Genomic DNA, 18,998 nt, shown 5'->3' on the forward strand with positions numbered 1-18,998 from the left:
TCGTGGCTCCCGCCATGCATCCTTTCCAAGGTGCGTGATATCGCAGTTTCCTTTCGCGCGACGTCTCGTTAATCTGCGCGGACCGCCGCCTTGCCGGTATCATGTTGATTTGGAAGACCGATGCCCCGTTCGATCCTTTTTGTCACCGGCACCCGCGCCGATTTCGGCAAGCTGGAACCGCTTGCTGCGGCCACCCGCGATGCGGGTTTTGCGGTCTCATTCTTTGTCACGGGCATGCATATGCTCTCGCGGTATGGGCTGACAAAGGTTGAAGTCCACCGCACCCCCGGCGTGCAGGTGCATGAGTTTCTCAATCAGCGACCCGGTGACCCGCAGGATATGGTGCTGGCCAAAACCGTCACCGGGTTTTCCGATTTCGTCAAAGAAGCCCGGCCCGATCTCGTCGTCATCCATGGCGATCGGGTTGAGGCGCTGGCTTGCGCCCTTGTGTGCGCTACCAATTATATCCGCTGCGCCCATGTTGAGGGCGGTGAGGTATCAGGCACCATTGATGAAATTTACCGCCATTGTAACTCCAAATTGGCCAGCGATCATTTCGTGTCGTCCGATGATGCCGCCCGGCGTGTGATGGCTTTGGGGGAACCACAGGCGCATATTCATGCGATTGGCTCGCCCGAGCTCGACTTTCACGCAGGGGCCTCGGGGGTCAGCTTGGCCGAGGTGAAATCCCGCTACGATCTGCCCTTTGACGACTATGGCATCTGTGTGTTTCACCCGGTCACTTCAGAGGCTGACAGCATGGGCGCACAGGCCGCATCCCTGTTTGGGACATTGGCCAGATCTGGTCGTCAGTTTGTCGTTATTGCACCGAACAATGATCCGGGCTCTGCCGCGATTTTTGACGCAATTGCAGCAGTGCCGCAGGATCAGTTCCGAGTCTTGCCTTCGATGCGATTTGCGCATTTTTCAGAACTCATGAAGAACGCCAGTGCGATGGTCGGGAACTCTTCCGCTGGCGTTCGCGAAGCGCCGTTTATCGGGGTGCCATCGCTTGACATCGGCACCCGTCAGACCAACCGGGCGAAATCGCCATCGGTGTTCTTTGCGGATGCCACGGATACTGATGCTATTGCGGAATTCCTGCAAAAGGAGTGGGGCAAATCCTATCCGCGTCATGATGCCTTTGGCGGCGGCAGTGCGGCCTCGCGCTTTGCTGCCATTCTTGAGGCCGCGCCATTCTGGGAAACATCACTGCAAAAAACCTTCCATGACGCCGCCGACTGAATTGCGGGCGGGCTGGGCCTTGCGCAGCTATCTTGCCGCCAGTCACCTTATCCCGCTGGTCGCAAAGCCGCTGTTGCGTCGCCGTCTGAAGCGCGGCAAAGAACACCCCACCCGCTGGCCGGAAAAACTTGGGCAAGGTCTGGCCCCACGGCCCGAAGGCCCGCTGATCTGGTTACATGCAGTGGGCTTGGGCGAAGTCCTGTCACTGCGCGGCCTGATCACACGTATGGCCGCGGCCCGTCCCGACGTATCTTTTCTGGTCACAACCACAACGGCGGCCTCTGCAGAGGTTTTTGCAAAGAACGCCCCACCCCGCACGCTGCATCAGTTTTTGCCGCTTGATGCGCCGCGCTATCGCAAGCGCTTTTTGAACCACTTTGATCCTGATCTGTGTATTTGGGCGGAACAGGATCTGTGGCCGGGGTTTGTGAGCGCGATTGCGGCGCGGCGCATTCCGCAGTGCATTGTTGCGGCACGGATGAATGCGGCATCCTACACCGCCCATCAAAAGGCAAAGGGTCTTTTTCGCGATCTTTATCAGGCGATGGCGCTGGTCACGGCACAGGATCAGGTCACAGCGACCCATCTGGAAGGCCTTGGTGCCACGGTCCGCGTCACGGGATCATTAAAACCTGCGGCCCCGGCGTTGACCAGCGATCCCGCTACACTTGATACATTGCGCCGTGCCACAGCAGGCCGGTTTGTCTGGGCCGTTGCACCAGCCTACCCCGCGGATGCCGAACGCGCGCGCGCGGCCCATGACATATTGCGCCAGACAGACCCCACAGCGCTGTTGATCATCGTTCCGCGCCATCCGTCCGGTTTTGCAGACGATCCCGTCCCCAAACGATCCCAAGGCCAATGGCCCGATGCAGACACCCCCGTCTGGCTTTGCGACACATTCGGTGAACTGGGGCTGATCTACCGGGTTGCGCAAGCGGTCTTGATCGGAGGCACTTTCAGCGACATCGAAGGCCACAACCCGTGGGAGGCGGCAACACTGTCAACTGCGATCCTATGCGGGCCGCGCACCGCAAATTTCCAGGCTGATTTTGAGGCCTTGATCGATGCAAAAGCTGCAATTTCTGTTGCAAATTCCGCAGGCATAGCCACGGCTCTGCGCGAAGATGATCTGCAGGCCCATGCCCAAAGAGCCGCAGATCACGTCAGCACGGCAGGCGCCGCGACAGATCAACTGGCTACCGAACTCTTGCAGAAGGTAAAGCGCTGATATGCCGTCAAACTTTCCCAGCCCAAAACTCCACCTTGCGTTGATCTGTTACAGCATCCTGTGGTGGCTCTTGCTGCCGTTGGTATTGCTTTATCTCTGGCGCCGCGGGCGCAAGGACCCGCTTTACTTTCAACATTTGAGCGAGCGGTTCGGCCGGTACCCCACCCTACTTAAATCACCCGTTTGGGTGCATGCTGTCTCGTTGGGCGAAATGCGCTCGGCAACCCCGTTGATACGCGGTCTGCTGGCGCAGGGTGAATGTGTCGTGACCACCAACTTTACGCCCGCCGGGCGGCGCGAAGCCATGCGCGAATTCGCCGCTGAGATAGCGGCGGGCACCGTGCAGGTGATCTGGGTGCCGTTAGAGTATGGCTTCGCCTATCGGCGTTTCCTGTCGCAGTTCGCGCCGAAATATGGTCTGGTCATGGAGATCGAGATTTGGCCGCGCATGATCATGGCCGGCCGCAAACACGGCACACCGCTATTCATGTGCAACGCCCAATACCCAAAGAAAAGCTTTGAGAAAGACCAGCAGGGCTTGGGGCTGCGCGCCGCACTTGTGGGTGGTTTTGCCGGCGCATTCGTCAAATCCACAGCGCATCGTGATCGCTGTGCAGCCATTGGCATACAAAATATCCACGTCACTGGCGAATTACGCTTTGATCAGCCGATTCCGCAATCACTGCTGGATGCCGCCGCCGCATGCCGCGATACGCTAACCAAGGGCCGCCCTAGTTTCACCCTGACAAGCGTGGTCGAGGGCGAGGACGCCGTTTATATCGATATGATCCGCCAGACTAAGGGCCTGTTCATTACCTATGTGCCCCGCGCGCCCGAACGGTTCGACGAAGTCGCAGAGATGCTGCGTGCCGCCGGGCTGAAGTATGCGCGCAGGTCAGAGATTCTGGATGACAATCTTGCGCTGAAAACACCTGCAACAGACATAGATGTCCTTTTGGGCGACAGCATGGGCGAGATGTATTTCTACCTTGGCCTTTGTGATCGGGCCATCGTTGGTGGCGGCTTTATTCCGCAGGGCGCGCATAACGTGATTGAGCCTCTGGCGCTCAAGAAACCTGTGATCGTGGGTCCTTTTATCTGGACGATCGAGTATCCGGCAACCGAAGCGATTGCAGCAGGTGTCTGTCACAATGTGCAGACCCCAGGGGAACTGCTACAGGCCGTGCAACAGCCTCGGGATGTCAGCAACCCGCAGATTGATGCCTTCTATGCGGCGCATGCTGGCAGCGTGACACGGACGTTGGCGGCGATCCCCAAGGCGTTGAAATCCTAGCGGCCAATGTCCTCTGGCCCGACTGCAGTCGCCTTAATAATCGCAAAGATATTCTGACCCACGGCAAGCTCCATACGCTGCGCACTGCGCCGCGTCACACGCGCCAAAAGATGATCCTTCCCCGCCTGCAAGCCGACGGCCACACCCGGTCCGCGCCCTTGGGAAATTTGGGTGATCGTAACGGGCAGGACGTTCAGCGCGCTCATCCCTTTGGGTTTCTCGGTCGCGAGAATCACGTCCTGCGCGGGGATGCGAATGCGCACGCTCTGCCCCAAAACACCCAATATGCCCGGCATCATCAGCCGCCCACCCGAAAACAACAGCTCTGTCAGCCCATCATCCAGCAGGCGGCCCGCGACCTTTGTTTCAATCACCGCACCCGCTGCCCGCACACCCAGCAGCGGTACGGCCTGAGGTTGCGACAGCACCTGCCCCAGCGGGCCTTGGATCACAACCTTGCCTGCATCCATCACAACCAGCGTCGTCGCGAGGCGCGCCACCTCGGACATGTCGTGGCTGACGTAAAGGATGGGGATTTTCACGTCATCCCGCAGCCGTTCAAAGTAGGGCAGGATTTCAGCTTTGCGCGCACCATCAAGGGCCGCCAAAGGCTCGTCCATCAACAACAGTTGCGGGTTACACATCAGCGCACGCCCCAATGCGACGCGCTGTTGTTCGCCCCCTGACAGTCCGGCAGGCATCCGTTCCAGCAGATCGCCCAGTCCCAGCACCTCAATAATCCGCGCCTCATCATATGTGCCGCCAAAGCGCAGATTGCGGAGCACCGACATATGCGGAAACAGGCGCGCGTCCTGAAAAACATAGCCGATACGGCGTTGTTGCGGGGGAAGATCGCGGCGCTTCTCATGGTCAAAAAGTACCACGTCACCAACGCTAATGCGCCCCGCCGCAGGTGTCAGCAATCCCGCCACAGCATTGACGACAGTTGTTTTGCCAGAGCCCGATGCACCAAAAATCGCTGTGACACCTGCGGGTGCCTCAAAGCTGGCATCAAGCGCGAAACCGCCAAGCTGCTTTTTGATCGCAACGCTGATCATGCCCGCCCGATCCTTTTGGCCATGCGCCGCGCCAGCCATTCCGATATGAGCAAGGCACCCATCGCTAGAATGACAGAAACGATGACCAGCCGCAGCACCGCCGGTTCACCGCCCGGCACTTGCAGCAGCCCGTAGATCGCTGTGGGGATGGTTTGTGTTTGTCCGGGGATCGCGGCCACAAATGTGATCGTCGCGCCAAATTCGCCCAGCGCCTTAGCAAAGCCAAGGATACCACCCGCCAGAATACCCGGCAGAACCAAAGGCAATGTCACCGTCCACAAGATGCGCCAGCGCGACGCACCCAAAGTTGCCGCGGCATCCTCTAATCCGGGATCAACAGCCTCAAACCCCAGCCGGATCGCACGGACCATCAAGGGGAACGCCATAATGGCCGCTGCCAGTGCCGCACCCGTCCAGCGAAACGCAAAACTGATACCGAACTGCGCCAAAAACCCGCCGACGGCACCTTGTTGTCCAAAGACAACCAGCAAAAGATACCCAGTGACCACCGGGGGCAGCACCAACGGCAGATGCACAAGCCCATTCAGCAATTGCCGCCCGAAAAAGCGTTTGCGCGCGAGCACATAGGCAATCCAGATCGCGACCGGCAACGCCGCCAATGTCGCGACCAAGGCGACCCGTAGCGACAGCAGGATCGCGGTCCATTCTTCTGGCCCCAATCCCAAAGTCACTCGCGTTGCTCCATCGGTGGCAAAAAGCCCGCGTCGGCCATTGCAACTTGTCCTGCATCGCCCAGCAGATAATCCAAAAACGCAGCGGGCTCTGGCCCGGCAGCGTGAGTGGTCACAGCACCGACATAGCGGATCGGTGGATGCGTCTCGTTCGGAAAGACGGCGAGTTCCTTTACGTTCCCCGACACCCGCACATCCGACTGGTAAACAATGCCCAGCGGTGCCTGCCCACGCGCCACGAGCGCCAGTGCGGCGCGGACGTTGTCAACTTCAGCCAGCCGCGCAGAAAGCGACCGCCACAGGCCCAACGATTGCAAAGCTGCCTTAGCGTAGATCCCTGCGGGAACGGCTTTGGTGAAACCAACGGCGATGCGCCCCTCGCCCAAGGCGCTCAGCATCGATGCCTCTGTCAATGCAACCGCCGCCGCGTCGGCGGGCCCGATGAGAACCAGCCGATTGCTGGCAAAATCAACCACCGACGCCTCTTGTACATCACCCTCTTCGGACAGCACGGTCATCCAATCGGCATTGGCCAGTAAAACAACGTCTGCGGGGGCCCCCAGCCCAACCTGCCGCGCCAAGGTGCCACTGCCCCCATAAGACACAACAACATCGCCAAACTCCGCCGCGATCCGGTCCAGCGGTTCTTTCAAGCTGGCCGCTGCAAAGACAACAACCTCGGCCCGCACAAAGCTGGCAGAGATGCTTAGAACAGCCATAAGGAAGAGAGCGCGTATCGACATGTGCGGACTATCCGGCGGTTCGCAGGGCGTTGCAAGCGCTAGACCCAGACCGCGCGGCGGGCCGCCAGTTGGGCCGTGCGCCTGCGCACCTCGTCACTAATCGCGCCATGGCGTGGCGCATCGCGCAGCGTGCTGATCCAATGCGGCTCTGGTTGATGCTGCCGTAACGGGCCACGCCACGTGAGAGCACCCAATATGGCTTGGGCATCGGGTGGCAATCTATCGGGAATGTCATGGCCGTTCAGTGTGCCCCAGACACCCGTCCACAGACGGCCCACTGACCAAGGGTTATACCCGCCGCCACCCAGAACAAGGTACCGAGGCGCCAGCGGCATCAAACCGGCAACAATCGCCCAATGCGCATTGTTGGACAAGGCAAGCCGCGACTGACGATCCTCGGTCACAGCATCAGCACCACATTGCAAGATAATGGCATCAGGGCGGTACGCAGCGACCAGTGGCAGGATCAATGCATCCCGGATCAACGCCATGTCATCGTCATGCATCCCAGCAGGAACTGGCAAATTAAACACCTGGCCAACGCCCACGTCCGTCAGTAGCCCTGTGCGCGGCCAGCGGTTTTCCTCATGCACTGAAATCAACAATGTGTCGGGGTCATCCGCAAAGGCGTGTTCAACACCGTCAGGATGATGTGCATCAATATCGATGTAGGCGATGCGTCGCACCCCGTTGCGTCTAAGCGATTGCATGGCAAGGACAGGGTCGTTGAGATAGCAAAACCCGTTGGCCCGATCTGGCATACCATGATGCGTGCCACCCGCTGGTGAATAGATCACCCCACCTGTTGCCAGCAATTCACCCGCCAGCAAGGATGCACCAGCAGAGGTGGCAGGACGGCGATACATCTCAGGGAAAACCGGGTTGGACGGAGTGCCAAGGTTATGGCGCAGGCGCGTGTGGTCTGTCACGGCCTGTGCCGCCTCTGCGGCTTGCAGGGCGGCCAGATAATCGGCTGTATGAAACCCTGCCAATGCGGCGGGTTTCGCACGCGGGCTGACAACAAACTGCGCGGATGGCAGCCATCCCAGACTGCGCGCCAAATCCATTACGGTCGAGACACGCGGCACCCTCAGCGGGTGCCAATCGCCATAACTGGAGTGCCGATAGATCTCGGAGCCGATAAATCGGGGTGCAGGGGTTGCCCCCGGAACCGCGCTCTGCGTAACGTCTGCCATGCCCCTGATGTAATGCTTTTTGTGGTGGAGAATATGGCAAAACGCCTCGCAAAACAGCTACCGCTTAAACTGCGCACTGGGGGTAAATCCGATGTGCGTGCGCAATTTGCCGCACTGTGCTGGCGGATCAAGAACGACAAGGTTCAGATCTGTCTGGTCACAAGCCGCACACGGCAGCGTTGGATCATCCCCAAAGGCTGGCCGATGCACAAACAGACCCCGGCAGATGCCGCCGCCACCGAGGCCTATGAAGAGGCAGGGGTCAGCGGCGAAGCGCTTGATATCTGTCTTGGCGTCTACAGCCATAACAAACCTGCGAAGGTCGGGAATGCGCCGATCATCACAATGGTTTACCCGCTCCACGTCACCCATGTGCATAGCAAATGGCCCGAAAAACACCAACGCCGCCGCAAGTGGATGAGCGTCACAAAAGCAGCAAAGAAACTGACAGAGCCGGAATTGAAACGCATCGTCACAACCTTCAAACCGCACAAGCTGGGCGATAGAGCGCCTTGCAGGTGCGGCTGAAAGGCTTATTTATGGGCAGACGACAGGAAATTAGGCTGCAATGATCCGCTTTCATCTTAAATGTGACCAGGGCCACCAATTCGAAAGTTGGTTTCAATCGGGCGCGGCTTTCGACAAGCTGGTCAAGGCCAACATGGTCAGTTGCACGACTTGCGGATCCACGCAGGTGCGCAAGACAATGATGGCCCCCGCCGTCAGCACGTCATCAGACATCACCGCACCCAAGCCTCAAGACTCCATCGCAGAGTTGCGTGACAAGGTTGAAGCCAACTCTGACTACGTCGGCGGCGCTTTCGCCAAAGAAGCGCGCGACATGCACGACGGTTTGGTGCCTGACCGACCAATCTATGGCGAGGCGAATTTGAAAGAGGCCAAAAAGCTGGTTGATGACGGCATCCCGGTGATGCCCCTTCCCTTCGTCCCGCGCAAGAAAACCAACTAAGCCAAGAGGCGTATCATGACGACACTGATCACCGGCGCAAACCGCGGCATCGGCAAGGCCATGTTTGATGGCTATGCGGCACAGGGTGAAAAGGTCTTTGGCACGCATCGCGCGCCGGATGCGGGGCAACTGCTAAAGCTGGATGTCACTGATCCAGCATCGCAAAATGCTTTGGCTGGCAAGCTGTCGGATGACCCCATTGATCTGCTGGTCTGCAATGCAGGCGTTTACCTCGACAAGTTCGAAGACCTGTCAGGGGGCTTTCCCGCCGCGATGTGGGCGCAAAGCTTTGCCGCCAATGTCACAGGTGTTTTCCTGACCATTCAGAACCTGTTGCCCCATCTGATGCGCGCCCAGAACGCCAAGATTGCGATTATCTCGTCGCAAATGGCGTCTCAGACCCGTGCGCCGGGTGGCAGCTATATCTATCGGGCCAGCAAAGCTGCTGTATTGAACCTTGGACGCAATCTGGCGTCTGATCTGAAACCACGGGGTATTGCCGTTGGCATCTACCACCCCGGTTGGGTGCGCACCGACATGGGCACGAATAACGCAGAGATCAGCGTTACCGAGGGTGCGGAAGGCTTGATGCACCGCTTTGCCGCCCTCACCCTAGACACCACCGGCGTATTCGAAACCTGGGACGGACGCGACCACCCTTACTAACCGATTGCTCTTCTAGGCACAGGGCATTAAAGCGGGCGCTGATTAAGTACCCGTTTCTCTAGGACGACCCATGCCGACTCTCGTGATGAAATTTGGTGGCACTTCGGTTGCCAATCTTGACCGGATTGCGCGCGCGGCCAAACGTGTCGCGGTAGAGGTCGCCAATGGCTACGATGTAATCGTGATCGTCTCGGCAATGTCCGGCAAAACCAATGAGTTGGTGGGCTGGGTCGATGAAACCTCACCCTTGTATGACGCGCGCGAATTTGATGCGATTGTATCGTCGGGCGAAAACGTGACCGCGGGCCTCATGGCCCTGCGCTTGCAGGAAATGGATATTCCTGCACGCAGTTGGCAAGGCTGGCAGGTGCCGGTGAAAACGACCTCTGCCCATTCCAGCGCCCGGATCGAAGAAATTCCAACCGACAACATAACTGCGAAATTCGGCGAAGGCATGAAAGTTGCGGTAGTCGCGGGCTTCCAAGGTGTCAGCCCCGAAGGACGGATCACAACGCTGGGCCGTGGCGGATCTGATACGACGGCTGTGGCCTTTGCAGCAGCTTTCGAAGCTGACCGCTGCGATATCTACACCGACGTTGATGGCGTTTACACAACAGACCCACGCATCACAGACAAGGCCCGCAAACTCGACAAGATCGCGTTTGAGGAAATGCTGGAACTGGCGTCACTGGGCGCCAAAGTTCTGCAAACCCGATCGGTTGAGCTGGCGATGCGCTATAAGGTGCGCCTGCGGGTGCTATCATCATTCGAAGAACCATCTGACAGCGCAGGCACGCTGGTCTGCGATGAGGAGGAAATCATGGAATCCAATGTTGTGGCCGGTGTGGCCTATTCCCGTGACGAAGCAAAAATGACCCTCATCTCGGTCGCTGACCGCCCCGGCATTGCGGCGGCCATCTTTGGCCCGCTGTCTGATGCAGGCGTGAACGTCGATATGATTGTGCAGAACATTTCTGAGGAAGGGCGGACGGACATGACGTTCTCTTGCCCGACCGATCAGGTCAAGCGCGCTGAAAAAGCGATGCAGGATGCCAAGGATAGTGGCGACATAAACTATCACGATCTGGTCGCCGACGAAGATGTCGCCAAGGTCAGTGTTGTAGGTATTGGCATGCGCAGCCACACAGGTGTGGCCGCCAAGATGTTCCGCATTTTGTCCGCAGAAGGTGTGAACATCAAAGTTATCACAACCTCTGAGATAAAGATTTCCGTGTTGATCGACCGAAAATACATGGAACTTGCCGTGCAGGCCCTTCATGATGCCTTTGAGTTGGAAAAGGCTGGCTGATCACTTTGCGTGGTGGCCTGCCGTAATGGGGGCCAGATGCCGCACCGGTTAGAAAGCGAAAGCCGCAAGCTGCTTGGGCGCCTCCGCGAGGCGCTGGCGGCCGACAGTGAAGGACAGGCCCGCCTTGATGCTGTGGTCAATCTGATCGCAGATCAGATGCGCACTGAGGTCTGCTCGATCTACCTGTTCCGCGATGCCGAGACTCTGGAACTCTGCGCCACCAAAGGCCTTCAGGAAGAAGCGGTTCACCAAACCCGTATGCGATTGGGCGAAGGTTTGGTTGGACGAACGGCCAAGTCGCGCACCGTGACAAATACCGCCGACGCCCCTTCCGAAAAGGGTTTCCGTTACATGCCGGAAACCGGCGAAGAACGGTTTTCGTCCTTCTGCGGCGTGCCGATCCAACGTCTGGGCGATGTGCTGGGTGTCTTGGTCGTGCAATCCAAAGATGGCCGCGAATACACCCCCGACGAGGTTTACGCCCTCGAAATCGTGGCCATGGTCATTGCCGAAATGACCGAACTGGGTGCGTTTGTCGGCGAAGGGGCAGCGCTTTCTGCACGCCACCAGCAACCGGTCATGCTGCGCGGCTCGATTGCACAGGAAGGCGCAAGCGAAGGGCAGGTTTACCTGCACGAACCGCGCGTTGTGGTCACCAACCCCATTTCCGACGACCCCGAAACCGAGCTTTCGCGATTGCGCGAGGCCATCGATCAACTGCGTAAATCAGTTGATAACATGCTGGTGGGCGCCCGCACCGTTGACGCCGATCAGGCACAGGTACTTGAGGCCTATCGGATGTTCGCCAACTCCTCCAGTTGGGTGCGGCGGATGGAAGAAGACGTCAATAACGGCCTCTCGGCCGAGGCGGCGGTCGAAAAAGAACAATCGCTTGCCCGCGCGCGCCTGTCAAAGGCAGGTGATCCTTATCTGCGCGAACGCCTGCATGACCTTGATGATTTGTCGAACCGCCTGTTGCGCACTTTGACAGGCCAAGGCGCTGATGCGCAGGCCGATATGCCAGATAATCCAATCCTTGTGGCCCGCAATATTGGCCCCGGAGAATTGCTGGAATATGGCAAGAAAATCAAAGGGATCGTGCTTGAGGAAGGCTCTGTGGGCAGTCACGCCACCATAGTCGCCCGCGCCTGGGCAATCCCGCTGATCATCAACGCCAAAGGGGTCACACGCGAGGCGCTGAACGGTGATACGATCCTTGTGGATGGCGAACAGGGCATTGCGCACCTACGCCCCGACGAAACCGTACAAAGCGCGTTTAGCGACAAGATCGCGATGCAGACGCGTGCGCAGGAACGTTATGCATCCATCCGTGATCTGCCTGCACAGTCAAAATGCGGCAGTGTGATCAGCCTGCAAATGAATGCAGGTCTGATTGCAGACTTGCCATCGTTGGAAGGGTCCGGCGCCGAAGGCGTGGGCCTGTTCCGCACCGAGTTGCAGTTTCTGATCCGCAATCAAATGCCCCGCCGGGCCGAACTGTCGGCGCTTTATTCCCGTGTCCTCAAGGCGGCAGGCGGCAAACGCGTAGCCTTCCGCACCCTCGATATTGGGTCAGACAAAGTGCTGCCCTATATGAAACCCAATGACGAACCTAACCCTGCCATGGGGTGGCGCGCTATCCGCGTCGGTCTCGACAAACCCGGTGTGTTGCGGATGCAATTGCAGGCTCTGCTGCGCGCGGCCAACGGGCAACCGCTGACCGCGATGTTCCCCTTTATCACGCAGATCAGTGAATTTCGCGATGCCAAGGCCGAGATGGACAAAGCCATCGCGCGCGAGAAGAAACTGGGGCATCCCTTGCCCTCCAAACTTGACGTGGGCGCGATGCTGGAAACCCCATCGCTGGCCTATGCACCAGATGCGTTCTTTGAAGAGGTTGATTTCATCTCAATCGGGGGCAACGACCTCAAACAGTTCTTCTTTGCTGCGGACCGGGAAAATGAGCGGGTGCGCAAACGATATGACACGCTTGACGTCAGTTTCCTGAGCTTCATCGAACAGGTGATCAAGCGCTGCGCTGCCGCCAATACGCCGCTGTCATTTTGTGGAGAAGATGCAGGCCGCCCGGTCGAGGCGCTTTGCTTTGCCGCACTTGGGTTGCGCACGCTCTCGATGCGCCCGGCCTCTGTCGGGCCAGTCAAGCATCTGCTGCGCCGGGTCGATCTGAACGAGGTTAAAGGGATCATGGACGACGCCATCGCGCGCGGCGATCAATCGGTGCGGCGTGCGGTGTCTGACTGGCTTGTCTATCAGGTCTGAGGCAGGTTGCCTGCGGCCAAGACCTTGTGGAAGTGATCGGTTACTGCTTTTTCGCCATGGGTGCGGGCCAGCTTGCGCAACCCGAAATGCACATGCGCCATCGCGACATAGTAATCCACGAAGGCGTAATTTGTCCCTGCCCCCGCCGCCGCACCCAGAACCGGCACGGCCTGAGCAGCCAATTTCTGCGACAGAACAGCGGCAAAGCGGGGCGCGACCTTGCTGATCAACCCGTTGACGGCGGCACCCGAAATGCTTAGCCGCGCGCCGATAAAGGCCGTATCGACGCCGTCATCCTCTGCGCCCGGTCCGCCAGCACCAAAGACGGCCAGACATTCCATCCGTGTTTCCGCTGCATCAGGGTCTTCGCCGTGTTCCACAGCGACGTGATGCACCGCCCGAAAAATCACGGTTGTCGCAACAGGCAGTTCGGCCAGTGCCGTGGGCAAGCCGCCCAATCCGCCCAGCGCGCCCGACAAGGTGCCCAATAACTTATGCACTCTGTCAGACCCAATGTTCTGCCCCAAGCCGCCGCGCGATTTCTGGGCCACGTCAAAGCTCTGGCGCAATGCCGCGCGTGCAAGATCATCAATCTGATCACGCGCTGAGGCCGGAAGCAGTTTGAGCCCGTCTTCGACCTGCCCGCCGACAAAGTTGATTGCCGTCATCAGCACACCATTTGCCTTACGTTGCCGCACGGCAAGGGTGGTGATTTCGGCGTGCGCGGCGTCGGTCAACGGTACGGGTGGGTTGGAAGGGTTGATCTCTTCCATCGCGATATCTTGGTCATCCATCTGTCTTAGATGGGGCAGTGCAGGTCCAAATTCAATCGCGCATGGATGTGACTGGCCCTGATACACCTTTCCAGGCGTCTGCACCAAGGGCCGCACCCAGCACGCGTGCGGGGTTTGTGGGCGTTGGCATGATGACATTATCCAATCGCTGAAACCCGAAACGCGCATAATAGGGCGCGTCACCCACTAGCATGATCCTTTCATGCCCATCTTCGACCGCCTTTGTCAGGCAGGCCTGCATCAACAGGGCTGCAACACCTTCACCCTGCCGGGTCGGGTGGACGGCAATGGGGCCCAAAAGCACGGCATCGACCGGCCCAACGCGCACCGGCCAATTGCGCACAGCGCCACCCAGAATGCCATCTGCATCGCGTGCGGTCAGGCAAAGGGACGCAATCGGATCGACACCATCGCGCAACCGGTACGACGAGAGTGCAGAACGTCCCGGCGCAAAGCAAAGATCATAAAGCGCCTCGACTTCCCACCAATCATCGCCTGTCTCTGAGGCCAATGTCATTGCCGTTTGTTGCATGTGTCTTTCATCTGGCCATTGGCGCTAGGCCACGCTACCCAATGGGAAATCGAAACGAAAGACACCGCGATGTTCTACGAACCCAAAAATGGCCATGGCCTGCCGCATAATCCTTTCAATGCGGTTGTTTCGCCGCGTCCCATTGGCTGGATCGCCACGCGCGGCGCTGATGGGCAGGACAACCTCGCCCCATATTCCTTCTTTAATGCTGTGGCCTATGTGCCGCCGCAGGTCATGTTCGCCTCAACCAGTGCCAAACCGGACCGGGGCGACACCAAGGATTCTGTCAGCAATATCCGCGAAACCGGCGTTTTTGCCGTAAACATTGTGGAATACGTGGCCCGAGACATCATGAACAAAACCTCTGGGCCATGGGACAAGGGTACCGACGAATTTGCTCTTGCAGGGGTCGAAAAGGCCGAGTGTGCGACCATCAACTGCCCACGCGTGGCAAATACGCCTGCGACGCTGGAATGCAAACTGACGCAAATCGTGCAGCTGCCCGGTGAAGCGAACTTTGCCGTCTTTGGCGAGGTCACAGGCGTGCATCTGCGTGATGATTGCCTTGTGGATGGCAAGTTCGACGTGACCAAGTTCAACCCGCTCACACGTCTAGGGTACCGCGACTATTCAGTGATCCGCGAGGTTTTTACCTTGCAGCGCCCTGACGACTAAGCACCCAGACTTTCCAAGAAAGTCTGGCCCCAAATCCTCTTGGAGGATTTGGGCTTAGTGCCCACCGATAATCCCGGTCTTAACGCTGTAATCCACTGCGAGCTCATAATCAGGATCGTCATCACTATCGACCATCAGGTGGCCAGCTTTTGACAAAAGCTTGTGACAATCGCGGCTGAGGTGACGAAGTTGAATGACTTTCCCGGCATCGACATACTTCTGCGCCAGCGCCTCAATCGCCTGCAAGGCGGATTGATCTGCGACGCGGCTCGCGGCGAAATCAACGATGACAACATCAGGATCGGCCTCGACGTCAAAGATTTCCGTGAATCCGTCAGCTGAACCAAAGAACAACGGCCCTTGGATTTCATAAACCTGCGCACCTGCTTCGGTGCGGCTTTCGCGCTTGATCGCATGAATGCGTGTTGCATTGCTCCACGCGTATGCAAGGGCAGAGACAATCACACCAACAACAACGGCCGTAGCAAGGTCTGTGGCCACGGTGACGATGGTGACGAGGATCGTCACAAAGGCATCCGTCTTGGGAACCTTGCGCAGGATACGCAGTGAGTTCCAGGCGAAAGTGCCTATTACCACCATGAACATCACACCAACCAAAGCGGCAAGCGGGATCTGTTCGATCAGACCACTAGCAAACAGGATGAAGGCAAGCAGGAACAAGGACGCGGCCACACCGGCAACGCGAGTGCGCCCACCGGATTTGACGTTGATCATCGACTGACCAATCATCGCGCAACCGCCCATGCCACCAAAGAAACCGGTCACAGTATTGGCGGCGCCCTGGGCCAGGCACTCCTGACTGGCACCGCCACGCTTGCCCGTCATTTCACCCACAAGGTTCAAGGTCAGCAGGCTTTCGATCAAGCCAATCGCGGCAAGGATCAGCGCGTAGGGCAGGATGATCTCAACGGTTTCCCAGTTCAGCGGCACCATGGGCACATGGAATGGCGGCAGCCCACCTTCGATGCTGGCCAGATCGCCAACCAGTGGCACATCAAGGCCAAAACCAATCACGATGGCCGCAACAATACCAATCCCAGCAAGAGGGGCTGGTACGATATTTGTCACCTTTGGCATCAGCCAGATGATCACCATCGTCAACGCTACAAGGCCCAGCATCAGATAAAGCTGCATTCCATGCAGCCATTCACCGTTGGCCATGCCGTGGCCCGCGCTTTCTGCCGATCCCGGCACCTGAAACTGACCCAATTGCGCCAGGAAAATCACAATCGCCAGACCGTTCACGAAACCCAACATAACCGGGTGTGGCACGAGGCGGATGAATTTACCCCAACGCATGACGCCCACAAAAATCTGGATCAGCCCCATGAGGACAACAGTGGCAAACAGATACTCAACCCCGTGCAGCGCAACGAGGCTGACCATGACGACGGCAAGCGCACCGGTAGCTCCCGAAATCATACCCGGACGGCCGCCAAAGAGCGCAGTGATCAAGCCCACGATAAAAGCCGCATAAAGCCCAACCAGCGGTTCCACCCCCGCAACAAAGGCAAAGGCCACGGCCTCTGGCACGAGGGCCAAGGCAACGGTAAGACCCGAAAGGATCTCGATCCGCAGAGTGCTAGGGTTCAACGGGCCGTCAGGGTCGCGACGGGAAAGGTTTTCAGCGAAACTCGCCAAGAGTGCGCGGGCCATAAAGAATCCTGTCAAAGGGGGCAAAGGTTGGGCTGCGGATACCCAAGCCTGAACTGAATGTCACCCCACTTCATCGGGGCAATTTCGGCTGTTGCAGCATTGGCACTGCGCAAAGGGTTCACATTTGGGGTGATCCGTTTCAATGTCAGCGCCGAACCGGGGTTAGGGGCACCACATGCAAACCAAAATCGGGATTATCGGCGGGTCAGGCATCTATAATATGGATGGGCTGCAAGACCCCAGTTGGATATCTGTGGCAAGCCCATGGGGCACCCCTTCTGATGACATCCTCACTGGCGCGTTGAATGGCGTCGCCATGGCCTTCCTCCCCCGGCACGGACGCGGGCACATGCATTCGCCGACGACAGTGCCTTACAGGGCCAATATCGATGCAATGAAGCGGCTTGGCGTTACTGACATTATCAGTGTCAGCGCCTGTGGATCATTCCGTGAAGAGATGGCACCGGGTGATTTCGTGATCGTGGATCAGTTCATCGACCGGACCTTCGCCCGCGAAAAATCATTCTTTGGCACCGGCTGTGTGGCCCATGTCAGCGTGGCGCACCCCACTTGCGCACGGCTCTCGGACGCCTGTGAAACCGCCGCGCGCGACGCCGGGATCACAACGCATCGGGGCGGCACCTATTTGGCGATGGAAGGCCCGCAATTTTCCTCGCAGGCCGAAAGCAAACTTTACCGCGACTGGGGCTGCGATGTGATCGGCATGACCAACATGCCCGAAGCCAAGCTCGCCCGCGAAGCCGAGATTTGCTACGCCTCCATCGCCATGGTCACCGACTATGACAGCTGGCACCCCGATCACGGGGCGGTTGACGTGGCCGAAGTGATCAAGACCTTGCAGGGCAATGGCACCAAGGCGCAGGATTTGGTCAGCCGCCTGCCCGCCTTGTTGGGCTCGGAACGCACGCCCTGTCCGCATGGCTGTGACCGCGCCCTAGACTACGCTGTGATGACCGCCCCCGAAAAACGCGACCCGGCACGTGTTGCCAAACTGGATGCCGTCGCAGGCCGTGTCCTCTAATCCATATGAAAGCGAATTGATGAAAACCGTCCAAGACTATATCCGCACGATCCCTGACTTTCCCCATGAAGGGATCATGTTTCGTGATGTGACCACGCTGTTCAATGATCCGCGCGGGTTTCGGATGGCCATTGATCAACTGCTACATCCTTATGCCGGGCAACCCATCGACAAGGTTGTGGGATTGGAGGCGCGCGGCTTCATCCTAGGCGGGGCGATTGCACATCAGTTGTCGCTTGGCTTTGTCCCGATCCGTAAGAAAGGTAAACTGCCAGGCAAGACCATCGAACAGGACTACACGCTGGAATACGGTCAAGCGACGATGGAAGTGCATGACGACGCGCTTCAGCCGGGCGAGAAAATTCTGCTGGTTGATGATCTTCTGGCCACCGGCGGCACCGCTGAGGCCGGGATCAAATTGATCGAGCGTATGGGCGCCGAAGTGATTGGCTGTGCCTTCGTCATCGACCTACCCGAATTGGGTGGGCGCAAACGGCTGGAAGCCATGGGCATGGATGTGCATGCGCTTTGCGCTTTTGACGGCGCATGATCAGAGCAGCGACGGAAAACTGCCCGCAAATGCAGCCAATATCGGCGCTGCCAATGCAAAGCCCGACTTGAGAAACTCAATCGGATTGGTCTGCAACCCGCGCATCTTTAGCCATGCGGCATGCGCTTTGTAGTCAGCGAGGCTTTCTTCTTGCGCTGCGGCATCGGACAATCGCTGTTTGCGCCCTTCAAGGATCAGCGCCACAGGCAGGTAGAAGCTGAGGATCAGCAGTGAAAAATAGATGCCCACGAACAAAAGCGCCGAAGACACCAGCGCCCCGTAAGCCGCCGCATCCGCGCCATCAACCATCGGTACAAGCCAACGCATCCAACTGATCGCAAAGAACATCCCAAATGTCAGCACCAACCCTGACATGTAAAGTTGGCGGCGCATCCGCTGCATGTTCCGTTCTAACTGTGCGGCCTGCGCGTCAAGGTCGGTGTCGGGCTGCTCTTCCAGACACAGCACCATGCCAACAACTAGACCACCGACACCCAACCCCGCAAAAACGTTGGTCACATCCATCATCCGGTTCAGCAATGAGATCACCGGAACCTCGCCGCAAAGCCCCAAAAGCCAGCGATCCTCGGGGCTGGCACAACCGGGCAGACCGCCACGCGCTAGGGCTGCCTCAAACAGGTCGCCACCCAACCGGTGATAGTTGCGCAATTTGTCGGGGTTCAAGGCATAATCAACGGTCGGATACACCGCGAGCGCAAAGACACCGACCAACACCAGAATTGCGGCAAAGCGGGTCTGTCTTGCGATCGGTTGTGCAAGGTCGCGTATGGCCATCACAAACACCAGCAACGCAAGGGCGGCAAAGAACCAAGTAGCGCCTAAGAACCGGAACCGCCCGGTCGTTTCCTGAAAACCATTGTCCGGGCTAAGAAGCTCTGTCGAAATCGGCAAATTCGCAGTCAGGAACTGTTTGGTGATGATAGACTCAATGATGGCCATTGCGGCGGGCACAAGCCCAATCAGAAAATAGCGTGGTGGAACATTGCGGGTCATAATACGACCGTCCCCTTCTGAATAAGGACG

19 protein-coding genes are annotated in these 18,998 nt (G+C 58.3%); 11 read left to right on the plus strand and 8 right to left on the minus strand.

Annotation, left to right across the window (positions count from 1 at the left end; translation table 11 throughout):
• Positions 1-120: 120 nt before the first annotated feature.
• From neuC to DHN10_RS16190, 3 genes are read left to right on the plus strand one after another with little or no spacing between them, the layout of a single operon-like run.
• Entirely contained in the window at positions 121-1,245 is a 1,125-nt protein-coding gene (neuC, locus tag DHN10_RS16180; RefSeq protein WP_108816396.1) for a UDP-N-acetylglucosamine 2-epimerase, read from the plus strand.
• Complete coding sequence (locus DHN10_RS16185) at positions 1,229-2,476, plus strand: 3-deoxy-D-manno-octulosonic acid transferase (protein WP_108816397.1); 1,248 nt, start codon at positions 1,229-1,231, stop codon at positions 2,474-2,476. Before neuC ends, DHN10_RS16185 begins: the two co-directional genes overlap by 17 nt.
• A gap of 1 nt (position 2,477) precedes the next feature.
• Positions 2,478-3,770, plus strand: a complete 1,293-nt coding sequence (locus tag DHN10_RS16190) for a 3-deoxy-D-manno-octulosonic acid transferase (protein ID WP_108816398.1) — start codon at positions 2,478-2,480, stop codon at positions 3,768-3,770.
• On the opposite strand, the gene modC is transcribed toward DHN10_RS16190, so the two are convergent.
• Genes modC through DHN10_RS16210 form a run of 4 tightly spaced genes read right to left on the minus strand, consistent with a single transcriptional unit; the run spans position 3,767 to position 7,459 of the window.
• Entirely contained in the window at positions 3,767-4,828 is a 1,062-nt protein-coding gene (gene modC, locus DHN10_RS16195; RefSeq protein WP_108816399.1) for a molybdenum ABC transporter ATP-binding protein, read from the minus strand. The genes DHN10_RS16190 and modC overlap by 4 nt on opposite strands.
• On the minus strand, positions 4,825-5,520 hold the full coding sequence (modB, locus tag DHN10_RS16200; RefSeq protein WP_373456718.1) for a molybdate ABC transporter permease subunit: 696 nt from the start codon (positions 5,518-5,520) through the stop codon (positions 4,825-4,827). The genes modC and modB overlap by 4 nt, the downstream gene beginning before the upstream one ends.
• Positions 5,517-6,263: a molybdate ABC transporter substrate-binding protein gene (modA, locus tag DHN10_RS16205; protein WP_108816401.1), complete on the minus strand. Its 747-nt coding sequence runs from the start codon at positions 6,261-6,263 to the stop codon at positions 5,517-5,519. The genes modB and modA overlap by 4 nt, the downstream gene beginning before the upstream one ends.
• Before the next feature lie 38 nt (positions 6,264-6,301).
• The gene (locus tag DHN10_RS16210) at positions 6,302-7,459 is read right to left on the minus strand and encodes an acetoin utilization protein AcuC (RefSeq protein ID WP_108816402.1); all 1,158 of its coding nucleotides are present in this window, start codon (positions 7,457-7,459) and stop codon (positions 6,302-6,304) included.
• Between the two features lie 33 nt (positions 7,460-7,492).
• Here DHN10_RS16210 and DHN10_RS16215 point away from each other — a divergent pair, with 33 nt between their 5' ends.
• The 5 genes from DHN10_RS16215 (at position 7,493) to ptsP (ending at position 12,684) form a co-directional block, all read left to right on the plus strand.
• Positions 7,493-7,987 (plus strand): NUDIX hydrolase, encoded by a 495-nt coding sequence (locus tag DHN10_RS16215; protein ID WP_108816530.1) that lies wholly within the window; start codon positions 7,493-7,495, stop codon positions 7,985-7,987.
• A 40-nt stretch (positions 7,988-8,027) separates the two neighbouring features.
• Positions 8,028-8,429 (plus strand): DUF1178 family protein, encoded by a 402-nt coding sequence (locus tag DHN10_RS16220; protein ID WP_108816403.1) that lies wholly within the window; start codon positions 8,028-8,030, stop codon positions 8,427-8,429.
• 15 nt (positions 8,430-8,444) lie between these two features.
• The gene (locus DHN10_RS16225) at positions 8,445-9,095 is read left to right on the plus strand and encodes an SDR family NAD(P)-dependent oxidoreductase (protein ID WP_108816404.1); all 651 of its coding nucleotides are present in this window, start codon (positions 8,445-8,447) and stop codon (positions 9,093-9,095) included.
• A 70-nt stretch (positions 9,096-9,165) separates the two neighbouring features.
• Complete coding sequence (locus tag DHN10_RS16230; RefSeq protein WP_108816405.1) at positions 9,166-10,404, plus strand: aspartate kinase; 1,239 nt, start codon at positions 9,166-9,168, stop codon at positions 10,402-10,404.
• A 36-nt stretch (positions 10,405-10,440) separates the two neighbouring features.
• Positions 10,441-12,684 carry a phosphoenolpyruvate--protein phosphotransferase gene (gene ptsP, locus DHN10_RS16235; protein WP_108816531.1) on the plus strand — a complete coding sequence of 748 codons (2,244 nt, stop codon included), beginning with the start codon at positions 10,441-10,443 and terminating at the stop codon, positions 12,682-12,684.
• On the opposite strand, the gene DHN10_RS16240 is transcribed toward ptsP, so the two are convergent.
• Complete coding sequence (locus tag DHN10_RS16240; RefSeq protein ID WP_108816406.1) at positions 12,675-13,478, minus strand: EcsC family protein; 804 nt, start codon at positions 13,476-13,478, stop codon at positions 12,675-12,677. The genes ptsP and DHN10_RS16240 overlap by 10 nt on opposite strands.
• A 31-nt stretch (positions 13,479-13,509) precedes the next feature.
• Positions 13,510-14,010 carry a GNAT family N-acetyltransferase gene (locus tag DHN10_RS16245; protein WP_108816407.1) on the minus strand — a complete coding sequence of 167 codons (501 nt, stop codon included), beginning with the start codon at positions 14,008-14,010 and terminating at the stop codon, positions 13,510-13,512.
• 69 nt (positions 14,011-14,079) lie between these two features.
• On the opposite strand from DHN10_RS16245, the gene DHN10_RS16250 reads away from it, so the two are divergent.
• Positions 14,080-14,685: a flavin reductase family protein gene (locus tag DHN10_RS16250; protein WP_108816532.1), complete on the plus strand. Its 606-nt coding sequence runs from the start codon at positions 14,080-14,082 to the stop codon at positions 14,683-14,685.
• A gap of 54 nt (positions 14,686-14,739) precedes the next feature.
• Here the strand turns inward: DHN10_RS16250 and DHN10_RS16255 are convergent, their stop codons facing one another.
• Positions 14,740-16,362, minus strand: a complete 1,623-nt coding sequence (locus DHN10_RS16255; protein ID WP_108816408.1) for a SulP family inorganic anion transporter — start codon at positions 16,360-16,362, stop codon at positions 14,740-14,742.
• A 175-nt stretch (positions 16,363-16,537) separates the two neighbouring features.
• Here DHN10_RS16255 and DHN10_RS16260 point away from each other — a divergent pair, with 175 nt between their 5' ends.
• The gene (locus DHN10_RS16260; protein WP_108816409.1) at positions 16,538-17,404 is read left to right on the plus strand and encodes an S-methyl-5'-thioadenosine phosphorylase; all 867 of its coding nucleotides are present in this window, start codon (positions 16,538-16,540) and stop codon (positions 17,402-17,404) included.
• A gap of 19 nt (positions 17,405-17,423) precedes the next feature.
• Positions 17,424-17,954 carry an adenine phosphoribosyltransferase gene (locus DHN10_RS16265; protein WP_108816533.1) on the plus strand — a complete coding sequence of 177 codons (531 nt, stop codon included), beginning with the start codon at positions 17,424-17,426 and terminating at the stop codon, positions 17,952-17,954.
• Here DHN10_RS16265 and DHN10_RS16270 read toward each other — a convergent pair whose 3' ends face one another.
• Positions 17,955-18,968, minus strand: coding sequence for a hypothetical protein (locus tag DHN10_RS16270; RefSeq protein WP_108816410.1), 1,014 nt, complete (start codon positions 18,966-18,968; stop codon positions 17,955-17,957).
• Positions 18,969-18,998 lie beyond the last annotated feature (30 nt).

The sequence above is a fragment of the Loktanella sp. Alg231-35 genome, from assembly GCF_900143545.1.
GTDB lineage: Bacteria > Pseudomonadota > Alphaproteobacteria > Rhodobacterales > Rhodobacteraceae > Yoonia.

Coding starts and splice junctions, on each gene's coding strand:
- neuC (WP_108816396.1), top strand. CDS start 121: ATGCCCCGTTCGATCCTTTTTGTCACCGGCACCCGCGCCGATTTCGGC.
- DHN10_RS16185 (WP_108816397.1), top strand. CDS start 1,229: ATGACGCCGCCGACTGAATTGCGGGCGGGCTGGGCCTTGCGCAGCTAT.
- DHN10_RS16190 (WP_108816398.1), top strand. CDS start 2,478: ATGCCGTCAAACTTTCCCAGCCCAAAACTCCACCTTGCGTTGATCTGT.
- modC (WP_108816399.1), bottom strand. CDS start 4,828: ATGATCAGCGTTGCGATCAAAAAGCAGCTTGGCGGTTTCGCGCTTGAT.
- modA (WP_108816401.1), bottom strand. CDS start 6,263: ATGTCGATACGCGCTCTCTTCCTTATGGCTGTTCTAAGCATCTCTGCC.
- DHN10_RS16210 (WP_108816402.1), bottom strand. CDS start 7,459: ATGGCAGACGTTACGCAGAGCGCGGTTCCGGGGGCAACCCCTGCACCC.
- DHN10_RS16215 (WP_108816530.1), top strand. CDS start 7,493: ATGGCAAAACGCCTCGCAAAACAGCTACCGCTTAAACTGCGCACTGGG.
- DHN10_RS16220 (WP_108816403.1), top strand. CDS start 8,028: ATGATCCGCTTTCATCTTAAATGTGACCAGGGCCACCAATTCGAAAGT.
- DHN10_RS16225 (WP_108816404.1), top strand. CDS start 8,445: ATGACGACACTGATCACCGGCGCAAACCGCGGCATCGGCAAGGCCATG.
- DHN10_RS16230 (WP_108816405.1), top strand. CDS start 9,166: ATGCCGACTCTCGTGATGAAATTTGGTGGCACTTCGGTTGCCAATCTT.
- ptsP (WP_108816531.1), top strand. CDS start 10,441: ATGCCGCACCGGTTAGAAAGCGAAAGCCGCAAGCTGCTTGGGCGCCTC.
- DHN10_RS16240 (WP_108816406.1), bottom strand. CDS start 13,478: ATGGATGACCAAGATATCGCGATGGAAGAGATCAACCCTTCCAACCCA.
- DHN10_RS16245 (WP_108816407.1), bottom strand. CDS start 14,010: ATGCAACAAACGGCAATGACATTGGCCTCAGAGACAGGCGATGATTGG.
- DHN10_RS16250 (WP_108816532.1), top strand. CDS start 14,080: ATGTTCTACGAACCCAAAAATGGCCATGGCCTGCCGCATAATCCTTTC.
- DHN10_RS16255 (WP_108816408.1), bottom strand. CDS start 16,362: ATGGCCCGCGCACTCTTGGCGAGTTTCGCTGAAAACCTTTCCCGTCGC.
- DHN10_RS16260 (WP_108816409.1), top strand. CDS start 16,538: ATGCAAACCAAAATCGGGATTATCGGCGGGTCAGGCATCTATAATATG.
- DHN10_RS16265 (WP_108816533.1), top strand. CDS start 17,424: ATGAAAACCGTCCAAGACTATATCCGCACGATCCCTGACTTTCCCCAT.
- DHN10_RS16270 (WP_108816410.1), bottom strand. CDS start 18,968: ATGACCCGCAATGTTCCACCACGCTATTTTCTGATTGGGCTTGTGCCC.